The sequence below is a fragment of the Thalassospira alkalitolerans genome, from assembly GCF_002115745.1.
GTDB classification, from domain to species: Bacteria; Pseudomonadota; Alphaproteobacteria; order Rhodospirillales; family Thalassospiraceae; genus Thalassospira; species Thalassospira alkalitolerans.
In genome coordinates, this window is the sequence record NZ_JFKB01000017.1 from 1 (window position 1) to 21,226 (window position 21,226).

Sequence of the window (21,226 nt, forward strand, 5' to 3'; positions counted from 1 at the left end):
ATTCTGACAAATCATGAAACGCTCTAGTGGCCACCACCCGGCGCAAAGAAATCATCAGATGACAGACCGCTTTTTTGCAACTGAGCCGTAACCTGAGACTTCAAACGATCCAGACCAGCTTCATCAGCTGCTTCACAGCGGGCAACGATAGCTGGCTGGGTATTTGAAGCACGTAACAACCACCAACCATCTTCGGTACTGACACGCACACCATCAATACCACTGACTTCGGCACCAGCCTCAGACAGGCGGGCGCGGACTTCTTCGATCAGGGCAAATTTGCGATCATCGGAGCATTCAATCCGTGTTTCTGGCGTATTGACCGCAACCGGCATTGCATCACGCCATGCATCAAGGCTTTTGCCGCTTTGGACCAAAATACGATACAGGCGAATAGCCGCATACATCGCATCGTCATAGCCATAGTAACGTTCGGCAAAGAAGATATGACCGCTCATTTCGCCGGCAATCGGTGCCTTTGCCTCGACCATTTTGGTTTTGATCAACGAATGACCAGTCTTCCACATGATCGCGTCACCGCCAAGACGGGTGACTTCATCAAACAAAGTCTGGCTGGCTTTGACATCGGCAATGATCGAGGCGCCTGGCAGACGGCCCAGGACATCGGCGGCATAAATCTGCAATAGCTGATCGCCCCACAGAACACGCCCCTGCCCGTCAACCACACCGATACGGTCACCGTCGCCATCAAAGGCAACGCCCCAATCCGCATCAAGCTTGGCAACCAGCGCCTTAAGATCAACCAGATTGGCCTCAACCGTCGGATCCGGATGATGGTTAGGGAAGGTTCCATCAATTTCATCAAACAGCAGATGATGATTACCCGGAAGCTTGGCAGTCAATTTACGAACCACATCCCCCGCAGCGCCGTTGCCGCAATCCCAAACGATGGTCATCGGCTTTGCCACGTCGCAATCAAGTTCCGCCAGAAGTCTTTCGACATAGCGGTCCTCGATATCGATATCCGTCACCGAACCCGCACCTGTTTCAAAATCGCCCTTGGCTGCGATACGACCCAGTTCCTGAATAGCCTCGCCAAACACCGACTTACCAGCATTCAGCATCTTAAAGCCATTATAGTCGGATGGATTGTGCGATCCGGTAACCATGATACCCGCATCGGTTTTTTGATCGTAAACCGTGAAATACAGCATCGGGGTCGGGCCGCGCCCAACCCGAACGACATCACAACCGGTCGCAGCGATACCGTCGACCAGCGCATCTGCCAGTTCGGGCGAGCTTAAACGCCCATCGCGGCCAACGGCCACGCGCTTTCCGCCAGACCGGCGCACAGTCGTACCGAATGCCTTGCCCAAGGCACGTGCATCGGCCACATGCAGGGTTTTGCCAACAACACCGCGCACGTCATACTCACGCAGCACAGAAGGATCAAACTGATGTCCGGCAGAAATGGTCATACTTTAACTTAGCCTCCGATTGATGCACGTCCGACGCAGGTATAGCTGAAACCCTGTTCTGCCATCTCGCCAGGTTCATAGACATTTCGCAGATCCACCACAATCGGGTGTTTCAGCGTAGATTTGATACGGTCCAGATCCATCCCGCGGAACTCGTTCCATTCGGTCAGAACGACCATTGCATCGGCCCCTTCGATGGTCTCGAAAGCGCCGTCGCAGTAAACAATATCGCCCAAAAGCTTCTGGGCTTCTTCCATTGCCTCTGGATCAAAGGCCCGAACCGTCGCGCCTGCTTTAATCAGTGCCGGAATAATATCAAGGCTTGGCGCATCACGCATATCATCGGTATTTGGTTTGAATGCCAAACCAAGGATGCCGATGGTCTTGCCCGCAACCGAACCACCACAGGCTGAAATGATACGATCCGCCATGGCTTTTTTGCGTTTGGCGTTCACATCGACCACAGTTTCAATAATGCGCAACGGGCTGCCATGTTCCTGTGCGGTACGAACCAGCGCCAAGGTATCTTTTGGGAAACATGACCCACCATAACCCGGCCCGGGATGCAGGAATTTCTTGCCAATACGGCCATCAAGGCCGATCCCGCGCGCAACATCATGAACATCGGCGCCAACTTTTTCACAAAGGTCAGCGATTTCATTGATGAAGGTAATCTTGGCCGCCAGAAAGGTATTGGCAGCATATTTGATCATTTCCGACGTCTCGCGGGACGTGAATACAATCGGCGTTTCGATCAGATATAGCGGACGATATATATCGCGCATCACGTCACGCGCACGTTCATCCGTCGTTCCGATAACCACACGATCCGGGCGCATAAAATCACCAATCGCCGACCCTTCACGCAGGAATTCCGGATTGGAAACCACGGCAAATTCCGCATCTGGTCGCTTTGCACGGATGATGCGCTCAACCTCACGCCCTGTTCCAACCGGAACGGTTGATTTCGTCACGATCACCGTAAAGCCGTCCATTGCCTCGGCGATCTCTTCGGCAGCGGCGTAAACATAACTCAGATCGGCATGACCATCACCACGGCGCGTTGGCGTCCCGACAGCAATAAACACCGCATCAGCATCCTTCACCCCAACCTTAAGGTCGGTTGTGAATTTCAGACGTCCCGCCTTAACGTTGTTTTCAACAAGAACATCCAAACCTGGCTCATAGATCGGCATGATGCCGTCCTCAAGACGGGCAATCTTGGTTTCGTCCTTGTCGACACAGATCACATCCGTGCCAAATTCCGAGAAACAGGCACCGGAAACGAGCCCCACATATCCGGTACCAATCATTGCTACGCGCATGGAAATTCTACCCTAGTCATGATGGCTGGCAGGTGTCTGTCCCGGCACCTGCCAGCAAGTTTGAATTTGGTTTCTGCTATTCTGCAGCTTCGCCTTCGGCAAACTCTTGAATGAGTTTGCGAACATCGTCACGCATGTCTTCGCGTGCGAGCGCAAAAGACATGGTGGCTTTCAAGAAACCAATTTTATTACCGCAATCGAAACGACGGCCTTCGAAACGATAACCATAGAACGGCACCTTGCCGATCATCGCCGCTAATGCATCGGTCAGCTGGATTTCATTGCCAGCACCGCGCGGAATATTTTCAAGAACCTCGAAGATACCCGGATCAAGAATATAACGCCCGATTGCCGACAGGGTCGAGGGTGCGTCTTCCGGCTTTGGCTTTTCAACCATGCCACAGGCACTGACCAGACGTCCATTGGTGCCTTCGACTTCAAGCACACCGTAACGCTGGGTTTCTTCGCGCGGCACATCCATTACCGCAACCATGTTGCCACCAGTCCGGCCATAACTTTCGACCATCTGCTTCATGCAAGGGACCTTTGACTGGATAAGGTCATCAGCCAGCAGAACAACAAACGGTTCGTCACCAACCAGCGACTTGGCACATAAAACCGCATGACCAAGGCCCAACGGGTTGCCCTGACGGGTATAGGTCACACGACCATGCTCCGGGATCATCGCAAGTGAGGTCACCAGCGCGTCATGCTTGCCGCGCTCCATCAAAATTGCTTCTAGTTCGGCAGAACGGTCAAAATGGTCCTCGATTGCGGTTTTGCCACGGCCGGTCACAAAGATGAACTCTTCGATGCCCGCAGCAATTGCCTCTTCGACGGCATATTGAATAAGCGGCTTATCGACAACCGGCAGCATTTCCTTGGGCATTGCCTTGGTTGCAGGCAAAAAACGGGTTCCCATACCTGCCACCGGGAATACAGCCTTCCTGATTCGTTTCGACATGCCTTCTTTCCTCTGTTTTGACCGCGCCATACCCGCATTCTCCGCATTCGGCCAATCTATGCTTCTGCCACATTTCAGAAATGCGGATCAAGCAAGCGCGCTGTGTAACCTATTCAATCTTTACAAAGCTGTAACAGAAGGCTTCGCGCAGCGTTGATCTTGGATGCAAGATAATCTGATCCGCCGTGGTCCGGATGGACCGCCTTGATCAGAACCTGATAGGCCCGGTTGATCTCTTCGCGGGTTGCGTTATCCGCCACACCAAGGATCTTTCTGGCCTCGCCTGCATCCATTTCTCCGCTGCGAAATCCGTTCTCAGCTTGCTCGTTATTCTGTCCGGCCTTGCCGTTTCCATGGTCATCCGCATTTCGGGACGCCTGCCAGTTACGCCAGCCGGAACAATCCGGTCGCCGATCCAGATAGGTTTCCAGAACGATCTGACTCTGATCTTGTGCGCCGCAACATTCAACATAAAATGACTGCAGTTCGTCAACCCCAAGTGTATCAACATCCCGTCCGGCCATTGCGCCTCGCACAATTGTACCGCCCAATTGTCCGTTATCGTGATCAAGATACATATGCAGATAATTGGTTTTTATTTCGGACACCCGACCGGAACCAACACCGGAACGCCCAGAAGAACGTCCAGCACCGCCCCGCGACCGGGCAGCTCCAAACATCCTGCGCAATAATGGCCACAATAAGCCAATTTTGAGGATTCTCGCGACGAATGGTATGGCAGCAACAAGGGCAGCAACCATAGCTGCAAGTTTACCCGTCAGCAGTAACCAGCCTGCTAGCAAAACAAGGACTAAAACAACCGCCCAAGCCCCAAGCTTTCTGACGTCCTTTGGTTCAGCGGCGGAAAGCCATTTAATGGCAAAACCAGCCCCGACAAAAAGTCCGATCCCCATCAAAAACCACTGCATCAGGACCGCTTCCGCAACTGGGCGCTCAGCAATTTGACGTCCTTGGCCGCGTTCCTGCCTGCGTAATCATCAAGTGCGGCAATCCCGCCAACGGCGAAACTTGCCACAGCGCCCAGCAACGCCCGCAGATGATCCGCCGCATTGGCATCAAAACGGGCAAAGGCCCCGCCGGTAATCCGGGCAATTTCGCGAAAGGCAGTTTCCGCCTTTGGATCAAATCCTTCCTGAAACATGAAAGCCCGAACACCTTTTAGTGCCAATTGCCCTGCAACCCCGGCCAGATTATCAAGGTCCTCTTCAAAGCAATCGCCGACATAAATTAAGGCATTAATCTTTTTATCGCGGGCTTGGCCTTCGACATGAGTTAACACGCGACCAAGCTGTGTATGCCCGGCACGACACGAGACCTTTGTCATATAATCGCGAAGTCTGGATGCATCCCGACACCACCCACTGGCTTTGCATTCAGACAGGCCGCAAAAAAATACCAGTTGGATATCAAGTGTACTGCCAATCCCTGATACTGCGTCAAACATTTCCGCCTGAAGAACGGCGGCGTTGTCCCAGCTTGGCTGGCGACTGGCCGTGGCATCCATGGCAAAGATCAGGCGCCCGTTTGCCGGGCCGGATGCAGGGGCGCCCTTGGCCAGGGTATTTGCCTTGGTCAAAAACGCGGCAACATCCGCCCGGCTTGATGCTTCGGGCGTGATATTGTTTTTCGACGCTGTTTTTTCTTTCGGCACGTTTTCTTTTGGCACAGACACCAACCAATTTTATCGGGCACGACCGTCGTGATATAGGGCGGCATATGTCAGATCGGCAACTCTTCACCGTCAGCAGGCGAAAATCCGACAATTTCCAAAAGCGCCCTAACTTCCTGACGGGCTGCCATATGTGACATGCTCATGGGGATGCCAACGCCCTTCTCGCGAAGATCCAAAAGCGTCAGCCCTTTAAGGAATAATTCCCTGTAAATTACACGTTCCCCAAAGCCCGGTGCGACACGGAACCGAATGCGACTGGCAAGCTTGTCGACGATTTCGGCAATGTCGCGTTTGTTCCGCGCATCAAGATGTGACAGACGATTACGCATAACGATCCAGTCAATGGTCCCGCCATCAACCCCGGCCCGGCGTTTGCGCGCATCCCAGACCATTTCGGCGTAGATACTGGGGCCTTTAATATCAAGGGTATCGGGATCGATACGTGCCAGCATGTCAAGATCGATATAGCTGTCATTGATCGGCGTCACGAGTGTATCAGCGCATGCATGGGCCAACCGCGACAAATAATTGTCACTTCCCGGACAATCCATAACAACGAAATTGCAGCTCATGACCAATTCGCCCAGCGCCTTGGTAAAGCGATCCCGTTCGTCAAGCTTGGCAGCATTTCCGTCTTCAAGCGCGCTGCGATGGACCGGGAGGTGGTCGGGAATCGGCAGGTTTAACTTCTTTTTTTCGTTAAAGGAAATGCGATTTTCGACATAACGGGTCAGCGTTCCCTGACGGGCATCGATATCAAGCGAACCAACCGAGAATCCCATTTTCATCAGCGACACAATCAAATGCATCGCTGTTGTCGATTTCCCTGATCCACCCTTTTCATTACCGATCACGATCACGTGGGCGCGTTTTGCCCCGGGCTGTTTGGCGGTCGCGGTCTGTTGGCCCGCGCTGTCCCCGGTTGCGCCGGTCTCTTGCACCGTCATTGCAGTATGCTCCGTTATTCAGGCAATTATTCTGTCCCCAGGGTCAATACCCTTCCCCCAATGACCGTCTTTATTCACAAAAATCAAGAACAAAGAACGTCACCAGAAGCAAGTCGGTGACTGGCCCCTAGCCAATCTATCACCGTAGAGGTAAAGATAGGAGTAGGGAAAAAATGATTTCTCCAGCAATAACATAAAGAAAGGACGCAAAGTGACCAATCGGGGGGCCCTATTGGGCGGCGTAATGGCCGGCACTTTGATAATGACAGGCGGATTTTCCGCAATGGCGCAGGATACGGGCGGTTTTGAACAAATTCCGACCGACCAAAGCCCGCTTGCCTTTGCCGCAGACATGCCTGTCACCAGCGTTTTTTTGCGTCAGTACCGCGAAAACAGTACTGTTTTTGTTGGCCGGTGGTTTGTGCCACCACAGGAAGGTAGCCTTAAGAATACACGTAGCGACCTGTTCATCGAAACCGTCTATTCGACCTCAGCACCCGGTTTCACATTCAGCAGTGAAATGCCATCCAACCAATTGCTGGGCATGTTTGACGGATTGCGCGGCAACAGCACAGTCAATGGCGCCAATTTCACGCAAGATACGCGCTATGGCCCAATTGCCATGACGCCCTTTACACGGGCGGGATCACAATGCATTTCCTTTGTCGCGCAATGGAATCCGGACACGCCCACGACGCGTGGCAGCCGCCTGTTAGGCTATTACTGCGATCCGATCACACGCCAAAGCGGAACCGAATACCGCAAACCACCCGCAACACTTGGCATGATCGATGCACAGCAATTTGCCGCCGCATTCTTTGGCAAATTTGACATCCAACTTCCCGAAGGCGTCACAAGGCCAACAGCTCCCGACGCGATGGAAACCCCATCTGCCACCGCCCTTCCGGAAAACAATACTGCCCCCACCCCGCCAGAGGGCCAGCCCATCACCATCAACTGGCAAGGTGTGCGCGGTCAGGGGGTATTGAAGTTCGATCAGCCTTCCGGTGAAGGCACGATGACAATCGACAGTGATGTTCGCCATTGTGAAGGCATCTGGCGTCATGACGGCGGGGCTTATCAAACAGGCACTTTGCCTTTTGGCAGCTGGTATGTTTTCTGTGATGACGGTTCGTCTGCGCGCGGGCATTACACCAGCGAAGGCCCCGGCAGCGTCACCGGCGAAGGTCAGGATAATCAGGGCCAAGCCGTCTATTTTCGCCAACTGAACTCATAAGCCCCGGATAGCCGTGCAAGCATGACCACCGACATTCAAACCGTAATCATTGGGGCTGGCGTTGTTGGCCTTGCCTGTGCACGCGCCCTTGCAAAAACCGGGCGTGAAGTTCTGATCATTGAACGTCACGATATGATCGGCAGTGAAACCAGCGCACGTAACAGTGAAGTCATCCATGCGGGGATCTATTACCCCAAAGGCAGCCTAAAGGCGCAATTCTGTGTGGCGGGACGGGATATGCTGTATCGCTATTGCGCGGAAAACGGCATTGATCACAAGCGCACGGGAAAACTGATTGTCGCCACCCACGAAGATCAGATACCGGCACTACGCGACATCGAAAAACGTGCAAACGAAAATGGCGTTAACGATCTTGTCTGGCTGGATGGGTCACAGGCCATAGCGCGTGAACCGGCACTGAACTGTGTTGCCGCCCTTGAAAGCCCATCGACCGGAATTGTTGATTCCCACCAGTTAATGGTAACCCTTTTGGGCGAGGCAGAGGCAAATGGCGCGACACTTGCGCTCAATACCGACGTTGTCGCCGCGACATACGAAAACGATGTATTCACCATTGAAACGCGCGACCGCGATGGTCAGGAAATGAACCTGACCTGTGCGGAACTTTTGGTCGCAGGTGGTTTGCATAGCCAGACATTAGCCCATAACTTTACCGGCCTTGCACAAGCCAGCGTTCCACCGCAACATTATGCACGCGGGTGCTATTTCACCCTGTCGGGCAAGGCACCCTTTTCAACCCTGATCTATCCTGCACCAGAACAAGCCGGGCTTGGCATTCACTTGACACTTGACCTTGGCGGACAGGCACGGTTCGGACCAGACGTTACCTGGGTTGACGAACCAAACTATGACGTGCCTGCGGAAAAGCGCGCCGGTTTTGCCGCCGCCATTCGCAGATATTATCCGGATCTGGACGAAAACGCCCTTCAGACCGGTTATGCGGGTGTTCGCCCCAAAATACAGGCGCCGGGTGAAGCCGCACGGGATTTCCTGATATCGGCCCGTGATGCACATGGCATTGATGGTCTGATAATGCTGTATGGCATCGAATCACCGGGATTGACGGCAAGCCTTGCAATAGCAGACCATGTCGAAAACATCCTGTCCCGGCAGAAGTTAAAGGCGGCATCGTGATGACAGAAACTGACAGGCAATTAACACAGTTTTCAAACCAGATCATGCGCGCGACCACATATCACCCCCACCGAAAAACCACCTGTTCAACATCAGTTCGGTTTTCCTGGAAACGTATCATTGCGGTCGGCGGCATTGTGCTTGGTGGTTTGCTTGCCCCTTTGTCGAACGTCAGCACGGTTAACGCCCAACAACTTGAACCGTTCGTGCCTGCACCCAACAGCCTTTCGAAACTCAACAATCAGACAGAATCCGGCAAACCGAATGTCGAATTTGCGGATGAAATGCGTGATTTTGTCATCCAACTGAGCCGCTGGGCGAAATCCTATCGCAGTGACTTTTCGATCATTGCCCTAAACGGACTTGAATTGACCGAATACCTGGAAACCACATTGTTCGCAGTACGTGGAACAGCCGAACCAGCCCGCGATTATCTGCGCGCTTTGGACGGCATCATGATCGAGGCACCGTTCTACGGGTACGAGAAATACGGTGAACCAACCGATGGTGAGGAAAGCAAATATATCCTTGGCTTTATGGAGCGCCTGAAAGCCATCGGACTTAGGTATTTTGCGCTTGATTACACTGATAAAAGCGATGCACAGCAAGCCGCACGCCAGAAGATCCGCAATTTTGATGCGCTGTATTACGCCGCACCGCCCCCCGACAAGCAGCTTTCAACGCTGGCCAAAACACCCCGCACACCAATAGGTGCGAACCCGCATGTCATAGACAACATCCGCGACGCCAAGAATTACGCGATTGTTCTGGATAGTTCGCCCTATGGCACCAAGGAAAACTTTATCAACGCGCTGCTCGACACCAATTACGACGTTCTGGTCATTGATCCGTTCCATCGCGGGACAATCCCGTTGACCTATGATGACATGAAGCGTCTGCGCTATAAAAAAATTGGTACACCGCGTACAATTCTTGCCTATCTCAATATCGGAACGGCTGAAACATTCCGATATTACTGGAAAAATGGCTGGCGCCCCGGATCACCGGCATTTGTCGGCGAAGGCAATCTTTTGGCGCGCTGGGGGCAGGAACACCATGTCTTTTACTGGTCCAAAGAATGGCAGGATATCCTGTTTGGCAACGAGAACAGCTATCTTGGTGGGATCATGAAACTTGGTTTTGATGGTGTTGTTCTTGGCGGCCTTGACGAATATTCGTGGTGGCTTGATTATTAACTACGGTCCCTGCGCCCCCAAGGTAAACTCACGCCCGACTATTTTCATCACAAGTCCGAGATATATCATCTGGCCATTTGACGACTGCAAAGCAGATCGGGCAAGGTTGGCGCATTGAAAAACAATGTGCTGCGGTCCTGCAGCCTTCCGGAGGTCCCAAATGTCCACGCCGATCATCCACTATTTCTTTGTTCAGTCGCCATGGGCGTTTTTTGGATTTCGCCGCGCAACTGAAATCGCACGCAAACATAACACTCCGATCATCCATAAACCGGTTCGGTCCGCCGATGTTTGGCAGCATGGCGGCGGTGTTCCACTGGCCAAGCGCCCGATACCCCGTCAAGAATACCGCCTTGTCGAATTGAAACGCTGGTCAGATTTTCTTGGCATTCCGATCAATTTTCATCCTGCCCATTTTCCCGTGGATGAAACACTGGCCGCACGCACCATTATTGCGGTTCAGGAAGATGGTAAAAACCCGGCTGGCCTGATTGAAACGCTGATGGGGGATATCTGGCTGCGTGAACGTGACATCACCGCCCCCCAGACCGTCCGCGAGGCTTTGATCAGCAACAATCTTTCCGGTGAATACCTGGATCATGCGGATTATCCGGCAATCGCCAAAATATATGAAACCAACAGCGAAGCCGCAAAGACTGACAATATCTTTGGCGTGCCGACATATTTCGTCAATGGCGAAATGTTCTGGGGTCAGGACCGGCTTGAATTCGTTAACCGCGCCCTTTCCAAACAAGACGAACCAATACAGACCTGATTGGCAAATTCCAAAACAACAAGGGCAGGTTTAGCCTGCCCTTGTTGTTTTGGCCGAAGGCCGATATCGCGTTCTACCGGTCAGTCACGGCGTTTGACGTGATCGACAACAAACCCGTCATCAGACGGATAGGTGTTTTCGATCATGGCAAGTGCCTTGTATTCATCCTTGGCAGCAACTTCATGAGTCTGCACATCAGCCCAACGGTCGTCAAAAATCTCGTGGGAACGATTCTCTTTGACGCATTCACGAACGGCCTGGTTGTGCAATTCAACCTGAAATACGGTTTGACGATGGTCTGTAAATGCAGACATATCAGCCCGGTCTCCTTACGTTGATCGACGACATCCGCCCTAGACGCCGTCATGTCCTGAACCGAACATTTCACAAAATCGAAATGTCCAACCACGAGTGTGGAACAAGTGGCTTAACGAGCCGTAAATCGTCCGGCTGGATTCCATGTTTAATTGAAATAGTCCGGAATGATATGCGTCGGTTTTGCATAGCAGGGTCCGGAACCGCGTAATCCTGCGGTGCAGCACAGATTTACACCGCGCTGCACCTTCGTGGAATTCAATCCGCAGAAATTGAATTTTTCGGTCTTTCGCCGTAAATTTATCCACCAGAAAAACCATAAAAAGACTCTTCTATGTGCATTTTCCAAAATAGAAAATTGTTGGCCTGCCATAAATCCGCATTTTAGTACGCGAAAGATTATTTCAAAGCGCAGCCCCCACGATCACAAAATTCCATCTTATGTCAGTCGTTTTATGGAAACGGTCTTTTTTAACCCAGACGCGATTTTGAAATTGATCAAAAAGCCAAGACATCAAACATAAAGGGACAACCAAGGGTCACCCCTTGCAACATAACGCGCTTGCATCAGGAGGCGACAACAGAATGAACGTGTTTTCCGATACCGCATTTGACGGCCACGAACAGGTCGTTTTCGCCAGTGATCCCGACACAGGCCTGAAGTCGATCATTGCTGTGCACAATACCAATCTCGGCCCGTCACTGGGTGGGTGCCGTATGTGGCCCTATGCGACCGAACAGGAAGCCATTCATGATGTTCTACGCCTATCACGTGGCATGACCTATAAATCCGCCCTTGCCAATCTGCCGCTTGGGGGTGGAAAGTCGGTAATTATTGGTGATCCACGTAGTCAGAAAACCCCGCAACTGTTCCGGGCCATGGGCCGTGCCATCGAACAAGTCGGCGGGCGCTATATCGTTGCCGAGGATGTCGGCACCACCCCGGCAGATATGGTCCAAATCGCCAGCCAGACCAAACATGTCGGCGGCATCAATGATGGCAAAGACCCGGCACGAACCGGTGATCCATCGCCTTTCACCGCCTATGGCGTGTTTATGGGCCTGAAAGAAGCAGTTCGCTTCAAGAATGGTCACGATGACCTTGGCGGTCTGCGCGTGGCCGTTCAGGGCCTTGGCAATGTCGGATATCACCTGTGCCGTATGCTGCACAAAGCAGGTGCACAGTTGGTTGTCGCGGACCTGAACGCAAACAACGTGAATAACGCTGTTACCGAATTTGGTGCGACCACGGTGCCCGCAGATGAAATCCTATATGCGGATGTCGATATTCTGGCACCTTGCGCATTGGGTGGTGTGATCAATGATCACAGCATCAACAAAATTCGCGCCCGCATCATTGCCGGTGCGGCCAATAACCAACTGGAATCGGATCGTCATGGTGACATGCTGCGCGAAGCCGATATCCTTTATGCGCCGGATTATGTGATCAACGCCGGGGGTGTGGTCGAAGTTTACTATTGCCGCGAAGGCAAACCGGTAACCGAGACCAACAAACATATCGAAGGTATTGGTGCCACGGTGCGCGAAATCTTTGAACGCGCCAAACAGCAGAACCTTTCAACCGGATTTGTCGCGGATCGTCTTGCTGAAGAACGCTTTGGCTCAAAAGCCAAAACAGTGACCTAATCTGCCCCTGCTCCATGCTGAACACAAAACAAAAGGCGAAGCCCCATGGGTTTCGCCTTTTCAATCACGCATTAAAATTCTGATAGCCGACTATTCAGCAGCAATTGGCTTGATGTTAGCGGTAACAGCAGCCGCATCTTCGCAATCACAATTGCCACAGTTTTTTGTCTGCGACAACTCGGCGCGCATGTGACATGCACATTTCCCACATTGTGGGGCGCAACCATGAAAACGAAAAACATCGGCAGGACGCGAGGCACCACCTTCTACGGCAGCCCGGCGCACATCGCGTTCTTTTAGCGCGTTACAAATGCACACATACATCAGCTAAATTGCAATCAGTTATTAATTACAGCACCACACCAGTAATCTACTTGCGAATAGTTTTCAAACACTTTTGCAACAAATCCATAAAAAATATCCCCAGCAAATTGGCAGATTTGCTGGGGATTACGAAAAAATCTTTTAATCACAAGGTGATCAGATGGTTGCGATGTGGCTCACCACGCGTTTAACACCCTTGATGCGACGAACAATCGAAAGCACCTTATCGAGTTCCTCGCCACTTTGCGCATCGCCCATGATGTAGACAATGTTGCTTACCGACTGCCAACGATAGTTGACCGAGCTCACGCCTTTCTCAGCCAATAACAAGGCTTTGATCTGGCTTTCAATCCAGGTATCGGAAACACTTTGGGTCGCCGAATCGGTTGGGACAGCGTTTTTGCCATATTCATCTTCGGCCTTGTGATAGGCATCGATGGTTTCCGCGTCCGCGACCTCCAGATGGTCATAAACCGTTTTAATTCGGTCATCCTGTTTAACAATCGACATGACGTCGAAATACTTGCCCTTGGAATCAACCATGCCGGTGATCATCACCTGCTGTTTCCAGATATCGACATTCACATCGATCAAATAGGTATGGTCGACCTTTGAAAACTCGCCAAGAATGCCTGACTTTATTTTGGTATCGACCCACTGGTCATTCCCGGTGCGGTCTTCCAGCGGCATTTGCAGCGGACCACATGCCGCAAGCGGCATCGCCAAAACGGCACATACCGATACGGCCTTCATCGCGTCGCGCCAACCTCGGGAAATTCTGATCATCTAGGTGCTCCTCCTTATGCCGATACATCGGCATATTCAAATTTCCTGAACCACTAATACAGTGGATCGCAATATAACTTTAACGCCCTGAACTACCTGTGGTTCCGCATCATGTTGTTGCAGGTGATTATGACAAAAAAAAGCCCGCGCACAATGATGCGGGCGTCGGCGCGCTTTAAAAAAGCAAAAGGCCGGGGTTATGCCCCGGCCCAATCTGATTCATATCACGCCCGCGGGCATATCATCACCCCGGACCTTGATTAACCTGACCGGTGTGCCCCAGATCAGGTTTCGTCCTCAGCTCTCGCCCATCGACATCAAGGATGCGTTTCCACCAGCGGCTGTTGTATTGATCGTAACTGTTTTTTCTGTCGCAAACCGATGCAGGAAGATTTCATCAGGCAACGCACCGTCATCATCGGCACCACTGTCAGAAATCAATGACAGGATCGCACCATCGCGCTTGGCCAGCAGTTGCTTGAACGAGGTCACCCGATCAAGCGGCGCCACACATGAAACACCAGCAACGTCGCCATCATACATCACGGCAATGCCAACTTTCGATGCGACGACCGTTACAAGCTTGGCCGGAAGACCGGCATCGGCAGAAAACTTTACCAGTCCCCCCAGCCATTTCTGATCCCCGGCAACAATCACCGCATTGCCAGCGGCAAGGGCCGCCGCGATATGGCGGATCACACGCGATGCCTCGGCATCGTTTTCAGCTTGCACCAAATAAACACCACGTCCCAGCATATAAAGATCATTGGTTTCGCCGGTCGGCCCCGGCATCCGGGTGGGTGCGACAAATCCGTTTTCTGAAATGGCTGCAAAATGCGCAAACAGATCAGCATTTTCCGACAAATCGCTGACGCTTGCATCGACCATTTTCGCGGACAGGTTTTCAAGAATACGCACCCGTTCATTGCCATCAACCGCCTGCCATTTACCCTGTGCGTCCAGCATCGTGCGATAGTCGGCATCATTCAGGGATGCCTTGATCACAATCGGCGAACGATCATCGGCAATCGCATCGTTTTCTTGGGGCGCTGTTGCGGCGCTACTTACCGGTTTGGCAAAACGTTCAACATAGTGCGGGCCACCAGCCTTGGGGCCGGTACCGGATTTCCCCTGCCCGCCAAACGGCTGAACCCCGACAACCGCACCGATCATATTACGGTTCACATAGCAGTTACCAACACGCAGCTTCTGCGAAATCTGACGCACCGTGCTATCGATCCGCGAATGGATGCCCATCGTCAGGCCGTAACCCGATGCGTTAATCTGATCGAGAACCTTGTCCAGATCGCGCGCCTTGAACCGCACGACATGAACAACCGGCCCGAACACTTCGCGTTCCAGAACATCAATCGATGGAATTTCAAAGCAATGCGGGGCAAAGAAAGTCCCGTCGTCACATTCGGGTAAAATGTCGCAAGCATGAAGCAGTTTGGCTTCCTTGGTCATCCGTTGAGCATGGGCGACAAGGGTCTTGCGAGACCGTTCATCAATCACCGGCCCTACATCAATATCAAGAAATTTCGGATCCCCAACGCGCAGTTCCTTCATCGCGCCGACCAGCATGTGACAAAGCTTGTCTGCGATGTCTTCCTGAACAAACAGGACCCGCAATGCCGAGCAACGCTGACCGGCGGACTGGAAACCGGAGATAATGACATCCTGCACAACCTGTTCTGGCAATGCGGTTGAATCAACAATCATCGCATTCTGACCACCAGTCTCGGCAATCAGCGGCAACGGAACACCCGGGCGTTTCGCCAATGCCTGATTGATGATCTGTGCGGTTTCAGTCGATCCGGTAAAGGCAACCCCACCAATACGCGGATCATTAATCAAAAGGCTCCCAACCACACGGCCCGGCCCCGGCAATAACGTAAATGCCGAACCTGGCACGCCAGCGGCAAGGATCAGTTCCGCGGCCTTGGCGGCTACCAGCGATGTTTGCTCGGCCGGTTTGGCGATTACGGCATTTCCGGCGGCAAGGGCGGCACTGACCTGCCCCAGGAAGATTGCCAGCGGGAAGTTCCATGGGCTGATGCAAACGAAAATGCCACGACCTTCAAGGACACTTCCCTCGCGGAAACTTTCCTCGGCCCGGTTGGCATAGTAACGGCAGAAATCAACAGCTTCGCGGACTTCTGCGACACCATCGGAATAAAGCTTGCCTGCTTCGCGCTGACACAGGGCAATGAACTCGTCCATGTTATCTTCAAGAAGATCCGCAAGACGACGCAGGCAGGCCGCACGTTCCTTGGCCGGGGTTTTATTCCAAATCCCATAACCCTTGGTCGCAGCAAGGATTGCGGCCTCGACGTCTGGGGCACCGGCCTGAACCAGTTCACCAACTTTTTCCTTGCGATTTGCCGGGTTTAAAACGTCAATCGGCTCGCCCGAAACCAATTTGCCATCAATCAGCGGGGCTGCGTACCAGACCTTGCCCTGGATCGATGCCAATTTTTCTGCCAACGGCAGCAACTTGGTGGTGTCGGTCAGATCAATGCCCTTGGAATTGACCCGGCCCGGACCATAAAGATCAATCGGCGCCGGAATTTTCGGGTGCGCTTTTCGCGGCAGAGCTGCCATTTTCTCCACCGGGTCGGCGATCATTTCCTCGATCGGCAGTTGTTCGTCCTGAATGCGGTTCACAAAGCTGGTATTGGCCCCATTTTCCAAAAGACGACGAACCAGATAGGCCAAAAGATCTTCGTGGGTGCCGACCGGGGCATAAACACGGCACGGCACATTTTCACCGGCCTTATCGACAATCTGCTCATACATGGCTTCGCCCATGCCATGCAGGCGCTGGAATTCAAATGTCCGGTCATTACCAGCCATTTCCAGAACCGATGCCACAGTATGGGCGTTGTGACTGGCAAACTGAGAATAAAATGCATCACGGTGCGACAGCATAAAACGCGCACATGCCAAATAGGAAACATCGGTCGCGGCCTTGCGGGTAAACACCGGATAGCCTTCGAAACCGTTTTCCTGGCTATTCTTGACCTCGGTATCCCAATAGGCGCCCTTGACCAGACGCACCATCATTTTGCGACCAACCTTGACCGAAAGATCGGCAAGCCATTCCAGCACGTGGTAAGCGCGTTTTTGATAGGCCTGAACCGCCAGTCCGTATCCTTCCCAGCCATCCAGATCAGGATCGGCAAAGACAGCTCCGATCACGTCCAGCGACAAGTCCAAACGATTGGCTTCCTCGGCGTCGACGGTAAAGCCGATATCGTATTTTTTGGCCAACAGCGCAAGTTGCTTTAGCCGTGGCACCAATTCGTTAATGACGCGATCATAATTGGCGAAATCATAGCGGGGATGGATCGCCGAAAGTTTTACGGAAATACCCGGACTGTTGATCGGGCCACGGTTTTTGGCGACCTTACCAATATCGTTGATCGCATCGACATAGGATTTGAAATAGCGATCCGCGTCTTCCATCGTGCGGGCGGCCTCGCCCAGCATGTCATAGGAATAGCGATAGCCCTTTTCCTCGTTCACCTTGGCACGTTCGGCGGCCTCGGCAATGGTGCGCCCCATCACGAACTGACGCCCCATGATGCGCATCGCCTGATTAAAAGCCTTGCGGATTACCGGCTCGCCGGAACGCGCGATCATGCGTTTCAACAACGCACCGGGATCGGCCTTTTCAGCCTTGCCAAATTTGATCACCTTGCCGGTCAGCATCAGTCCCCAGGTCGAGGCATTGACAAAGAAACTATCGGAATGCCCCAGGTGGCTTTGCCAGTTAGCGTCAAACAGCTTATCCTGAATAAGCTTGTCGGCCGTCACCGCATCGGGCACACGCAAAAGCGCCTCGGCAAGGCACATCAAAATGACGCCCTCCTTGCTCGACAGCTCGTATTCATGCAACAGCGCATCGATGCCGCTTTTACCATTGTCAGCCTTGCGAACGCGGGCAACCAGTTGATAAGCGCGATCCTGAACGCGGGCGGCCTGTTCAGGGGCCAAACGTGCCGCGTCGATCATCTGTTCAGCAACCGCCTCTTCGTCAGTGCGGTACGTTTCACGGATTTTCGCGCGAATTTCATTGGCCTGGGGCATATCGATGCGGAACATGGCGATGGATTCTCCTTGCAAAAGCAAATCTATCGTTCCCAATCAGGAACACAGAGTTATCTTCTCTACAGGCACAAAAGATATATTCGCATTTAAAAAATGTGCTGCCATTTTCCTTTATTTTACGATATATCATCCACAGAAACACTTTTAGCGCAGTCATAAACACTGGTCATAAGATTAAAATGCAGAAGAATCACAAAAGCCTGGATAAAATCGACAAACAGATTTTGCGCGAACTTCAAAATGACGGTCGCATGTCCAATGTCGAGCTGTCACGCCGCGTCAATCTAAGCCCGACCCCATGCCTTGAACGTGTTCGCCGCCTTGAACAGCAAGGCTTTATTACCGGCTATATGGCGCTGCTTGATCCGCGAAAACTTAACCAGTCACTGGTGGTTTTTGTTGAAATCACGCTGGATCGTACCACACCCGATGTTTTTGACGTATTCGCATCTGCCATTCGCAAGCTGACCGAAATCGAAGAATGCCATATGGTTGCCGGTGGTTTCGACTATCTGATGAAACTTCGGGTTGCCGATATGTATGCCTATCGCGAATTCCTTGAACGCCTTTCTTCCGTACAGGGCGTCAGTCAAACTCATACATATGTTGTAATGGAAGAAGTAAAAGTCCGCCCGGGCATAACGATCTCATAGATCCGTTTATTTTGTTGCACGACAATTGCTTAGTAGGTCACTATCGCCAAACCATCCTGACGATGGTTGCGCACCCTTTGCGTTAAAGCTCTGTGTTTTACGTCAATGATTGCGGGTCCCACAACATGTCAGAAGTCACGTTCTATTTTGATTTTTCATCACCCTATGGCTATCTGGCGGCGGAACGTATCGACGCATTCGTCGACCGTACGGGCATCACGGCAAATTGGCGCCCCTTCATGATCGGGGCTGCTTTCAAGCAAACAGGGCAAAGCCCGTTGCTTAGCCAACCAATCCGTGGCGACTATTTCAAACGCGATATGGAACGTTGCGCCAAATTACAAAACACACCGTTCCACATCCCGGCCAACTTCCCTTATTCCGCTCTGACACCGACACGCGCGTTTTATTGGATCGCCTCAACAAAACCGGCAACCGCCATCAAATTCGCCAAAGACATCTATCGCGGTTATTTTGCCGACGGACTTGATATGTCCGACCCGGAAACCGTTTTTGCCACCGCGACCCGCCATTCCATTGATGCCGGCGATTTGCGCAGGGCCGTCGAGAACCCAAAATGGAAACAGCATGTTCGCAAGGTCACCGACGAAGCCATCGCGCACGGTGCTTTTGGTTCTCCGTTTTTCTTCTATGAAGACGAAGCCTTTTTTGGCAATGACCGACTGGAACAACTTGAACACTGGATCAAGTTGCATAACCAAACTAACGGCTGATCCTGCTAGCCACCTGTCCTTATCCGCACAGCAGACAAACATCCACAGCGACCTCAACTGCGGCTGAAACCCGTGATATTTAAATAACCCGACCGCCTTTGGCCATGTCAGCCCCACCCTGACACCTTGAAATTCTGGCTGAATCCCCCCAAATTTTTGATATAAGTAAATTCGGTACTAAATTACCTATTTAATATTGACGTTTACGTAAACTTCCACCATAAAAGCAGCCATAAAATGCCCTTCACTTCGGGTCCGATTTGCCTTTTCAATCCGGACCCCGCAACAGACGGTGTCGATTGACGATGACGGTACTGAAATCTGCGGTAAATCCCCGCTCGGAAGATTTCCGTTACAATGCCGAACAGATGGAAAAACAGGTCGCAGACCTGCGCAACCAGATCGGACAGATCAAGCTTGGTGGTGGTGAACGTGCACGTGATCGCCATACGGGGCGTGGCAAACTGTTGCCGCGTGAACGTGTTCGCCAGTTACTTGATATCGGGTCCCCGTTTCTGGAGCTATCGCAGCTTGCTGGATACGGCATGTATGGTGACGAAGATGTTCCGGCTGCAGGCATCATCACCGGCATAGGTCGGGTTTCCGGCGTTGAATGTGTCATCATTGCCAATGATGCGACGGTCAAAGGTGGGTCCTATTACCCGATGACCGTCAAAAAGCATCTGCGTGCACAGGAAATCGCACTCGAAAACAACCTGCCTTGTATTTATCTGGTCGATAGTGGCGGTGCCAACCTGCCACGTCAGGACGAAGTTTTTCCCGATCGCGACCATTTCGGGCGCATCTTCTTTAATCAGGCAACCATGTCATCGAAAGGCATTCCGCAAATCGCGGTTGTCATGGGATCCTGCACAGCGGGCGGCGCCTATGTTCCGGCCATGTCAGATGAAAGCATCATCGTTCGCAAACAGGGTACGATCTTTTTGGGGGGGCCGCCGCTGGTAAAGGCTGCAACCGGCGAAGTCGTTTCGGCCGAAGATCTTGGCGGTGCTGATGTTCATTGTAAAACATCTGGTGTCACAGACCATTATGCACAGGACGATGCCCATGCATTGTCAATCGCGCGTAATATCGTCAAGAACCTGAACTGGACGAAAAACCCCGGTTTGACCCTGACCGCACCGTGCGATCCGATCTATGCCCCGCGCGAGGTTTATGGCGTCATCCCCAGCGATTCCAAAAAACCCTATGACGTGCGCGAAGTGATTGCCCGCATTGTCGATGGCTCGGAATTCGACGAATTCAAGGCCCAATACGGCACGACGCTGGTCACCGGGTTTGCCCGAATTTTTGGTTATCCGGTTGGCATCATTGCCAATAACGGCATCCTGTTTTCCGAAAGCGCACTGAAAGGTGCGCATTTCATTGAACTGTGCACCCAGCGCGGCATTCCGCTGGTCTTCTTGCAAAACATCACCGGCTTTATGATCGGCCGCAAATATGAAAGCGGCGGCATCGCCAAAGATGGCGCCAAATTGGTTACCGCCGTTGCCACGGCCAAAGTCCCGAAATTCACCGTTCTGATCGGTGGATCATTCGGCGCCGGAAATTATGGCATGTGCGGCCGCGCCTATAGCCCGCGCTTCCTTTGGATGTGGCCCAATGCGCGTATTTCGGTCATGGGTGGGGAACAGGCGGCCAATGTGTTGACCCAAATCCGTGCCGATGCACAGGAAAAACGCGGTGAAACCTGGCCGATTGAAGAACAGGAAGCCTTTAAGGGGCCAATCCGCGATCAGTACGAGGAACAAGGCCATCCCTATTATGCCTCGGCCCGCCTTTGGGATGATGGTGTCATTGATCCAGCCGACACCCGTATGGTTCTGGGCCTTGGTCTTTCGGCGGCCCTGAATAAACCCATCGAGGAAACGCGCTTTGGCGTGTTTCGGATGTGAGGTCGTT

At 52.5% G+C, this 21,226-nt stretch carries 18 protein-coding genes; 8 read left to right on the plus strand and 10 right to left on the minus strand.

Annotated elements, in window-relative coordinates:
- Positions 1–23: 23 nt before the first annotated feature.
- The 6 genes from pgmG to TALK_RS18305 form a co-directional block, all read right to left on the minus strand.
- On the minus strand, positions 24–1,439 hold the full coding sequence (gene pgmG / locus TALK_RS18280; protein ID WP_085620599.1) for a phosphoglucomutase/phosphomannomutase PgmG: 1,416 nt from the start codon (positions 1,437–1,439) through the stop codon (positions 24–26).
- 8 nt (positions 1,440–1,447) lie between these two features.
- Positions 1,448–2,764, minus strand: coding sequence for a UDP-glucose dehydrogenase family protein (locus tag TALK_RS18285; protein ID WP_085620600.1), 1,317 nt, complete (start codon positions 2,762–2,764; stop codon positions 1,448–1,450).
- Between the two features lie 76 nt (positions 2,765–2,840).
- On the minus strand, positions 2,841–3,728 hold the full coding sequence (gene galU / locus TALK_RS18290) for a UTP--glucose-1-phosphate uridylyltransferase GalU (RefSeq protein WP_085620601.1): 888 nt from the start codon (positions 3,726–3,728) through the stop codon (positions 2,841–2,843).
- A 113-nt stretch (positions 3,729–3,841) separates the two neighbouring features.
- Positions 3,842–4,657, minus strand: coding sequence for a J domain-containing protein (locus TALK_RS18295; RefSeq protein ID WP_245830031.1), 816 nt, complete (start codon positions 4,655–4,657; stop codon positions 3,842–3,844).
- Positions 4,657–5,400 (minus strand): VWA domain-containing protein, encoded by a 744-nt coding sequence (locus TALK_RS18300; RefSeq protein ID WP_245830032.1) that lies wholly within the window; start codon positions 5,398–5,400, stop codon positions 4,657–4,659. Before TALK_RS18300 ends, TALK_RS18295 begins: the two co-directional genes overlap by 1 nt.
- 68 nt (positions 5,401–5,468) lie before the next feature.
- Positions 5,469–6,368: a division plane positioning ATPase MipZ gene (locus TALK_RS18305; RefSeq protein WP_085620602.1), complete on the minus strand. Its 900-nt coding sequence runs from the start codon at positions 6,366–6,368 to the stop codon at positions 5,469–5,471.
- A 283-nt stretch (positions 6,369–6,651) separates the two neighbouring features.
- On the opposite strand from TALK_RS18305, the gene TALK_RS18310 reads away from it, so the two are divergent.
- From TALK_RS18310 to TALK_RS18325, 4 genes are all read left to right on the plus strand, one after another.
- On the plus strand, positions 6,652–7,605 hold the full coding sequence (locus TALK_RS18310) for a hypothetical protein (protein ID WP_245830033.1): 954 nt from the start codon (positions 6,652–6,654) through the stop codon (positions 7,603–7,605).
- A gap of 21 nt (positions 7,606–7,626) precedes the next feature.
- A complete protein-coding gene (locus TALK_RS18315; protein ID WP_085620604.1) occupies positions 7,627–8,760 on the plus strand; it encodes an NAD(P)/FAD-dependent oxidoreductase in 1,134 nt (377 codons plus the stop codon).
- A complete protein-coding gene (locus TALK_RS18320; RefSeq protein WP_245830035.1) occupies positions 8,760–9,956 on the plus strand; it encodes a hypothetical protein in 1,197 nt (398 codons plus the stop codon). Before TALK_RS18315 ends, TALK_RS18320 begins: the two co-directional genes overlap by 1 nt.
- A gap of 160 nt (positions 9,957–10,116) precedes the next feature.
- Positions 10,117–10,731, plus strand: coding sequence for a 2-hydroxychromene-2-carboxylate isomerase (locus TALK_RS18325; RefSeq protein WP_085620605.1), 615 nt, complete (start codon positions 10,117–10,119; stop codon positions 10,729–10,731).
- A gap of 80 nt (positions 10,732–10,811) precedes the next feature.
- Here TALK_RS18325 and TALK_RS18330 read toward each other — a convergent pair whose 3' ends face one another.
- A complete protein-coding gene (locus tag TALK_RS18330) occupies positions 10,812–11,045 on the minus strand; it encodes a hypothetical protein (protein ID WP_085620606.1) in 234 nt (77 codons plus the stop codon).
- 586 nt (positions 11,046–11,631) lie between these two features.
- On the opposite strand from TALK_RS18330, the gene TALK_RS18335 reads away from it, so the two are divergent.
- Complete coding sequence (locus TALK_RS18335) at positions 11,632–12,693, plus strand: Glu/Leu/Phe/Val dehydrogenase dimerization domain-containing protein (protein ID WP_085620607.1); 1,062 nt, start codon at positions 11,632–11,634, stop codon at positions 12,691–12,693.
- 90 nt (positions 12,694–12,783) lie between these two features.
- Here TALK_RS18335 and TALK_RS18340 read toward each other — a convergent pair whose 3' ends face one another.
- The 3 genes from TALK_RS18340 to putA form a co-directional block, all read right to left on the minus strand.
- Positions 12,784–13,017, minus strand: a complete 234-nt coding sequence (locus TALK_RS18340; protein ID WP_085620608.1) for a (2Fe-2S)-binding protein — start codon at positions 13,015–13,017, stop codon at positions 12,784–12,786.
- A gap of 156 nt (positions 13,018–13,173) precedes the next feature.
- Positions 13,174–13,803 (minus strand): BON domain-containing protein, encoded by a 630-nt coding sequence (locus TALK_RS18345; RefSeq protein WP_085620609.1) that lies wholly within the window; start codon positions 13,801–13,803, stop codon positions 13,174–13,176.
- A gap of 297 nt (positions 13,804–14,100) precedes the next feature.
- Positions 14,101–17,910 (minus strand): bifunctional proline dehydrogenase/L-glutamate gamma-semialdehyde dehydrogenase PutA, encoded by a 3,810-nt coding sequence (putA, locus tag TALK_RS18350; protein ID WP_085620610.1) that lies wholly within the window; start codon positions 17,908–17,910, stop codon positions 14,101–14,103.
- Positions 17,911–18,095: 185 nt separating this feature from the next.
- On the opposite strand from putA, the gene TALK_RS18355 reads away from it, so the two are divergent.
- The 3 genes from TALK_RS18355 (at position 18,096) to TALK_RS18365 (ending at position 21,219) form a co-directional block, all read left to right on the plus strand.
- Positions 18,096–18,569, plus strand: coding sequence for an Lrp/AsnC ligand binding domain-containing protein (locus tag TALK_RS18355; protein WP_085620611.1), 474 nt, complete (start codon positions 18,096–18,098; stop codon positions 18,567–18,569).
- 125 nt (positions 18,570–18,694) lie between these two features.
- On the plus strand, positions 18,695–19,303 hold the full coding sequence (locus TALK_RS18360; RefSeq protein WP_085620612.1) for a 2-hydroxychromene-2-carboxylate isomerase: 609 nt from the start codon (positions 18,695–18,697) through the stop codon (positions 19,301–19,303).
- 305 nt (positions 19,304–19,608) lie between these two features.
- Positions 19,609–21,219 (plus strand): carboxyl transferase domain-containing protein, encoded by a 1,611-nt coding sequence (locus TALK_RS18365; protein ID WP_085620613.1) that lies wholly within the window; start codon positions 19,609–19,611, stop codon positions 21,217–21,219.
- Positions 21,220–21,226 lie beyond the last annotated feature (7 nt).

Coding starts and splice junctions, on each gene's coding strand:
- pgmG (WP_085620599.1), bottom strand. CDS start 1,439: ATGACCATTTCTGCCGGACATCAGTTTGATCCTTCTGTGCTGCGTGAG.
- TALK_RS18285 (WP_085620600.1), bottom strand. CDS start 2,764: ATGCGCGTAGCAATGATTGGTACCGGATATGTGGGGCTCGTTTCCGGT.
- galU (WP_085620601.1), bottom strand. CDS start 3,728: ATGTCGAAACGAATCAGGAAGGCTGTATTCCCGGTGGCAGGTATGGGA.
- TALK_RS18295 (WP_245830031.1), bottom strand. CDS start 4,657: ATGCAGTGGTTTTTGATGGGGATCGGACTTTTTGTCGGGGCTGGTTTT.
- TALK_RS18305 (WP_085620602.1), bottom strand. CDS start 6,368: ATGACGGTGCAAGAGACCGGCGCAACCGGGGACAGCGCGGGCCAACAG.
- TALK_RS18310 (WP_245830033.1), top strand. CDS start 6,652: ATGGCGCAGGATACGGGCGGTTTTGAACAAATTCCGACCGACCAAAGC.
- TALK_RS18315 (WP_085620604.1), top strand. CDS start 7,627: ATGACCACCGACATTCAAACCGTAATCATTGGGGCTGGCGTTGTTGGC.
- TALK_RS18320 (WP_245830035.1), top strand. CDS start 8,760: ATGACAGAAACTGACAGGCAATTAACACAGTTTTCAAACCAGATCATG.
- TALK_RS18325 (WP_085620605.1), top strand. CDS start 10,117: ATGTCCACGCCGATCATCCACTATTTCTTTGTTCAGTCGCCATGGGCG.
- TALK_RS18330 (WP_085620606.1), bottom strand. CDS start 11,045: ATGTCTGCATTTACAGACCATCGTCAAACCGTATTTCAGGTTGAATTG.
- TALK_RS18335 (WP_085620607.1), top strand. CDS start 11,632: ATGAACGTGTTTTCCGATACCGCATTTGACGGCCACGAACAGGTCGTT.
- TALK_RS18340 (WP_085620608.1), bottom strand. CDS start 13,017: ATGTATGTGTGCATTTGTAACGCGCTAAAAGAACGCGATGTGCGCCGG.
- TALK_RS18345 (WP_085620609.1), bottom strand. CDS start 13,803: ATGATCAGAATTTCCCGAGGTTGGCGCGACGCGATGAAGGCCGTATCG.
- putA (WP_085620610.1), bottom strand. CDS start 17,910: ATGTTCCGCATCGATATGCCCCAGGCCAATGAAATTCGCGCGAAAATC.
- TALK_RS18355 (WP_085620611.1), top strand. CDS start 18,096: ATGCAGAAGAATCACAAAAGCCTGGATAAAATCGACAAACAGATTTTG.
- TALK_RS18360 (WP_085620612.1), top strand. CDS start 18,695: ATGTCAGAAGTCACGTTCTATTTTGATTTTTCATCACCCTATGGCTAT.
- TALK_RS18365 (WP_085620613.1), top strand. CDS start 19,609: ATGACGGTACTGAAATCTGCGGTAAATCCCCGCTCGGAAGATTTCCGT.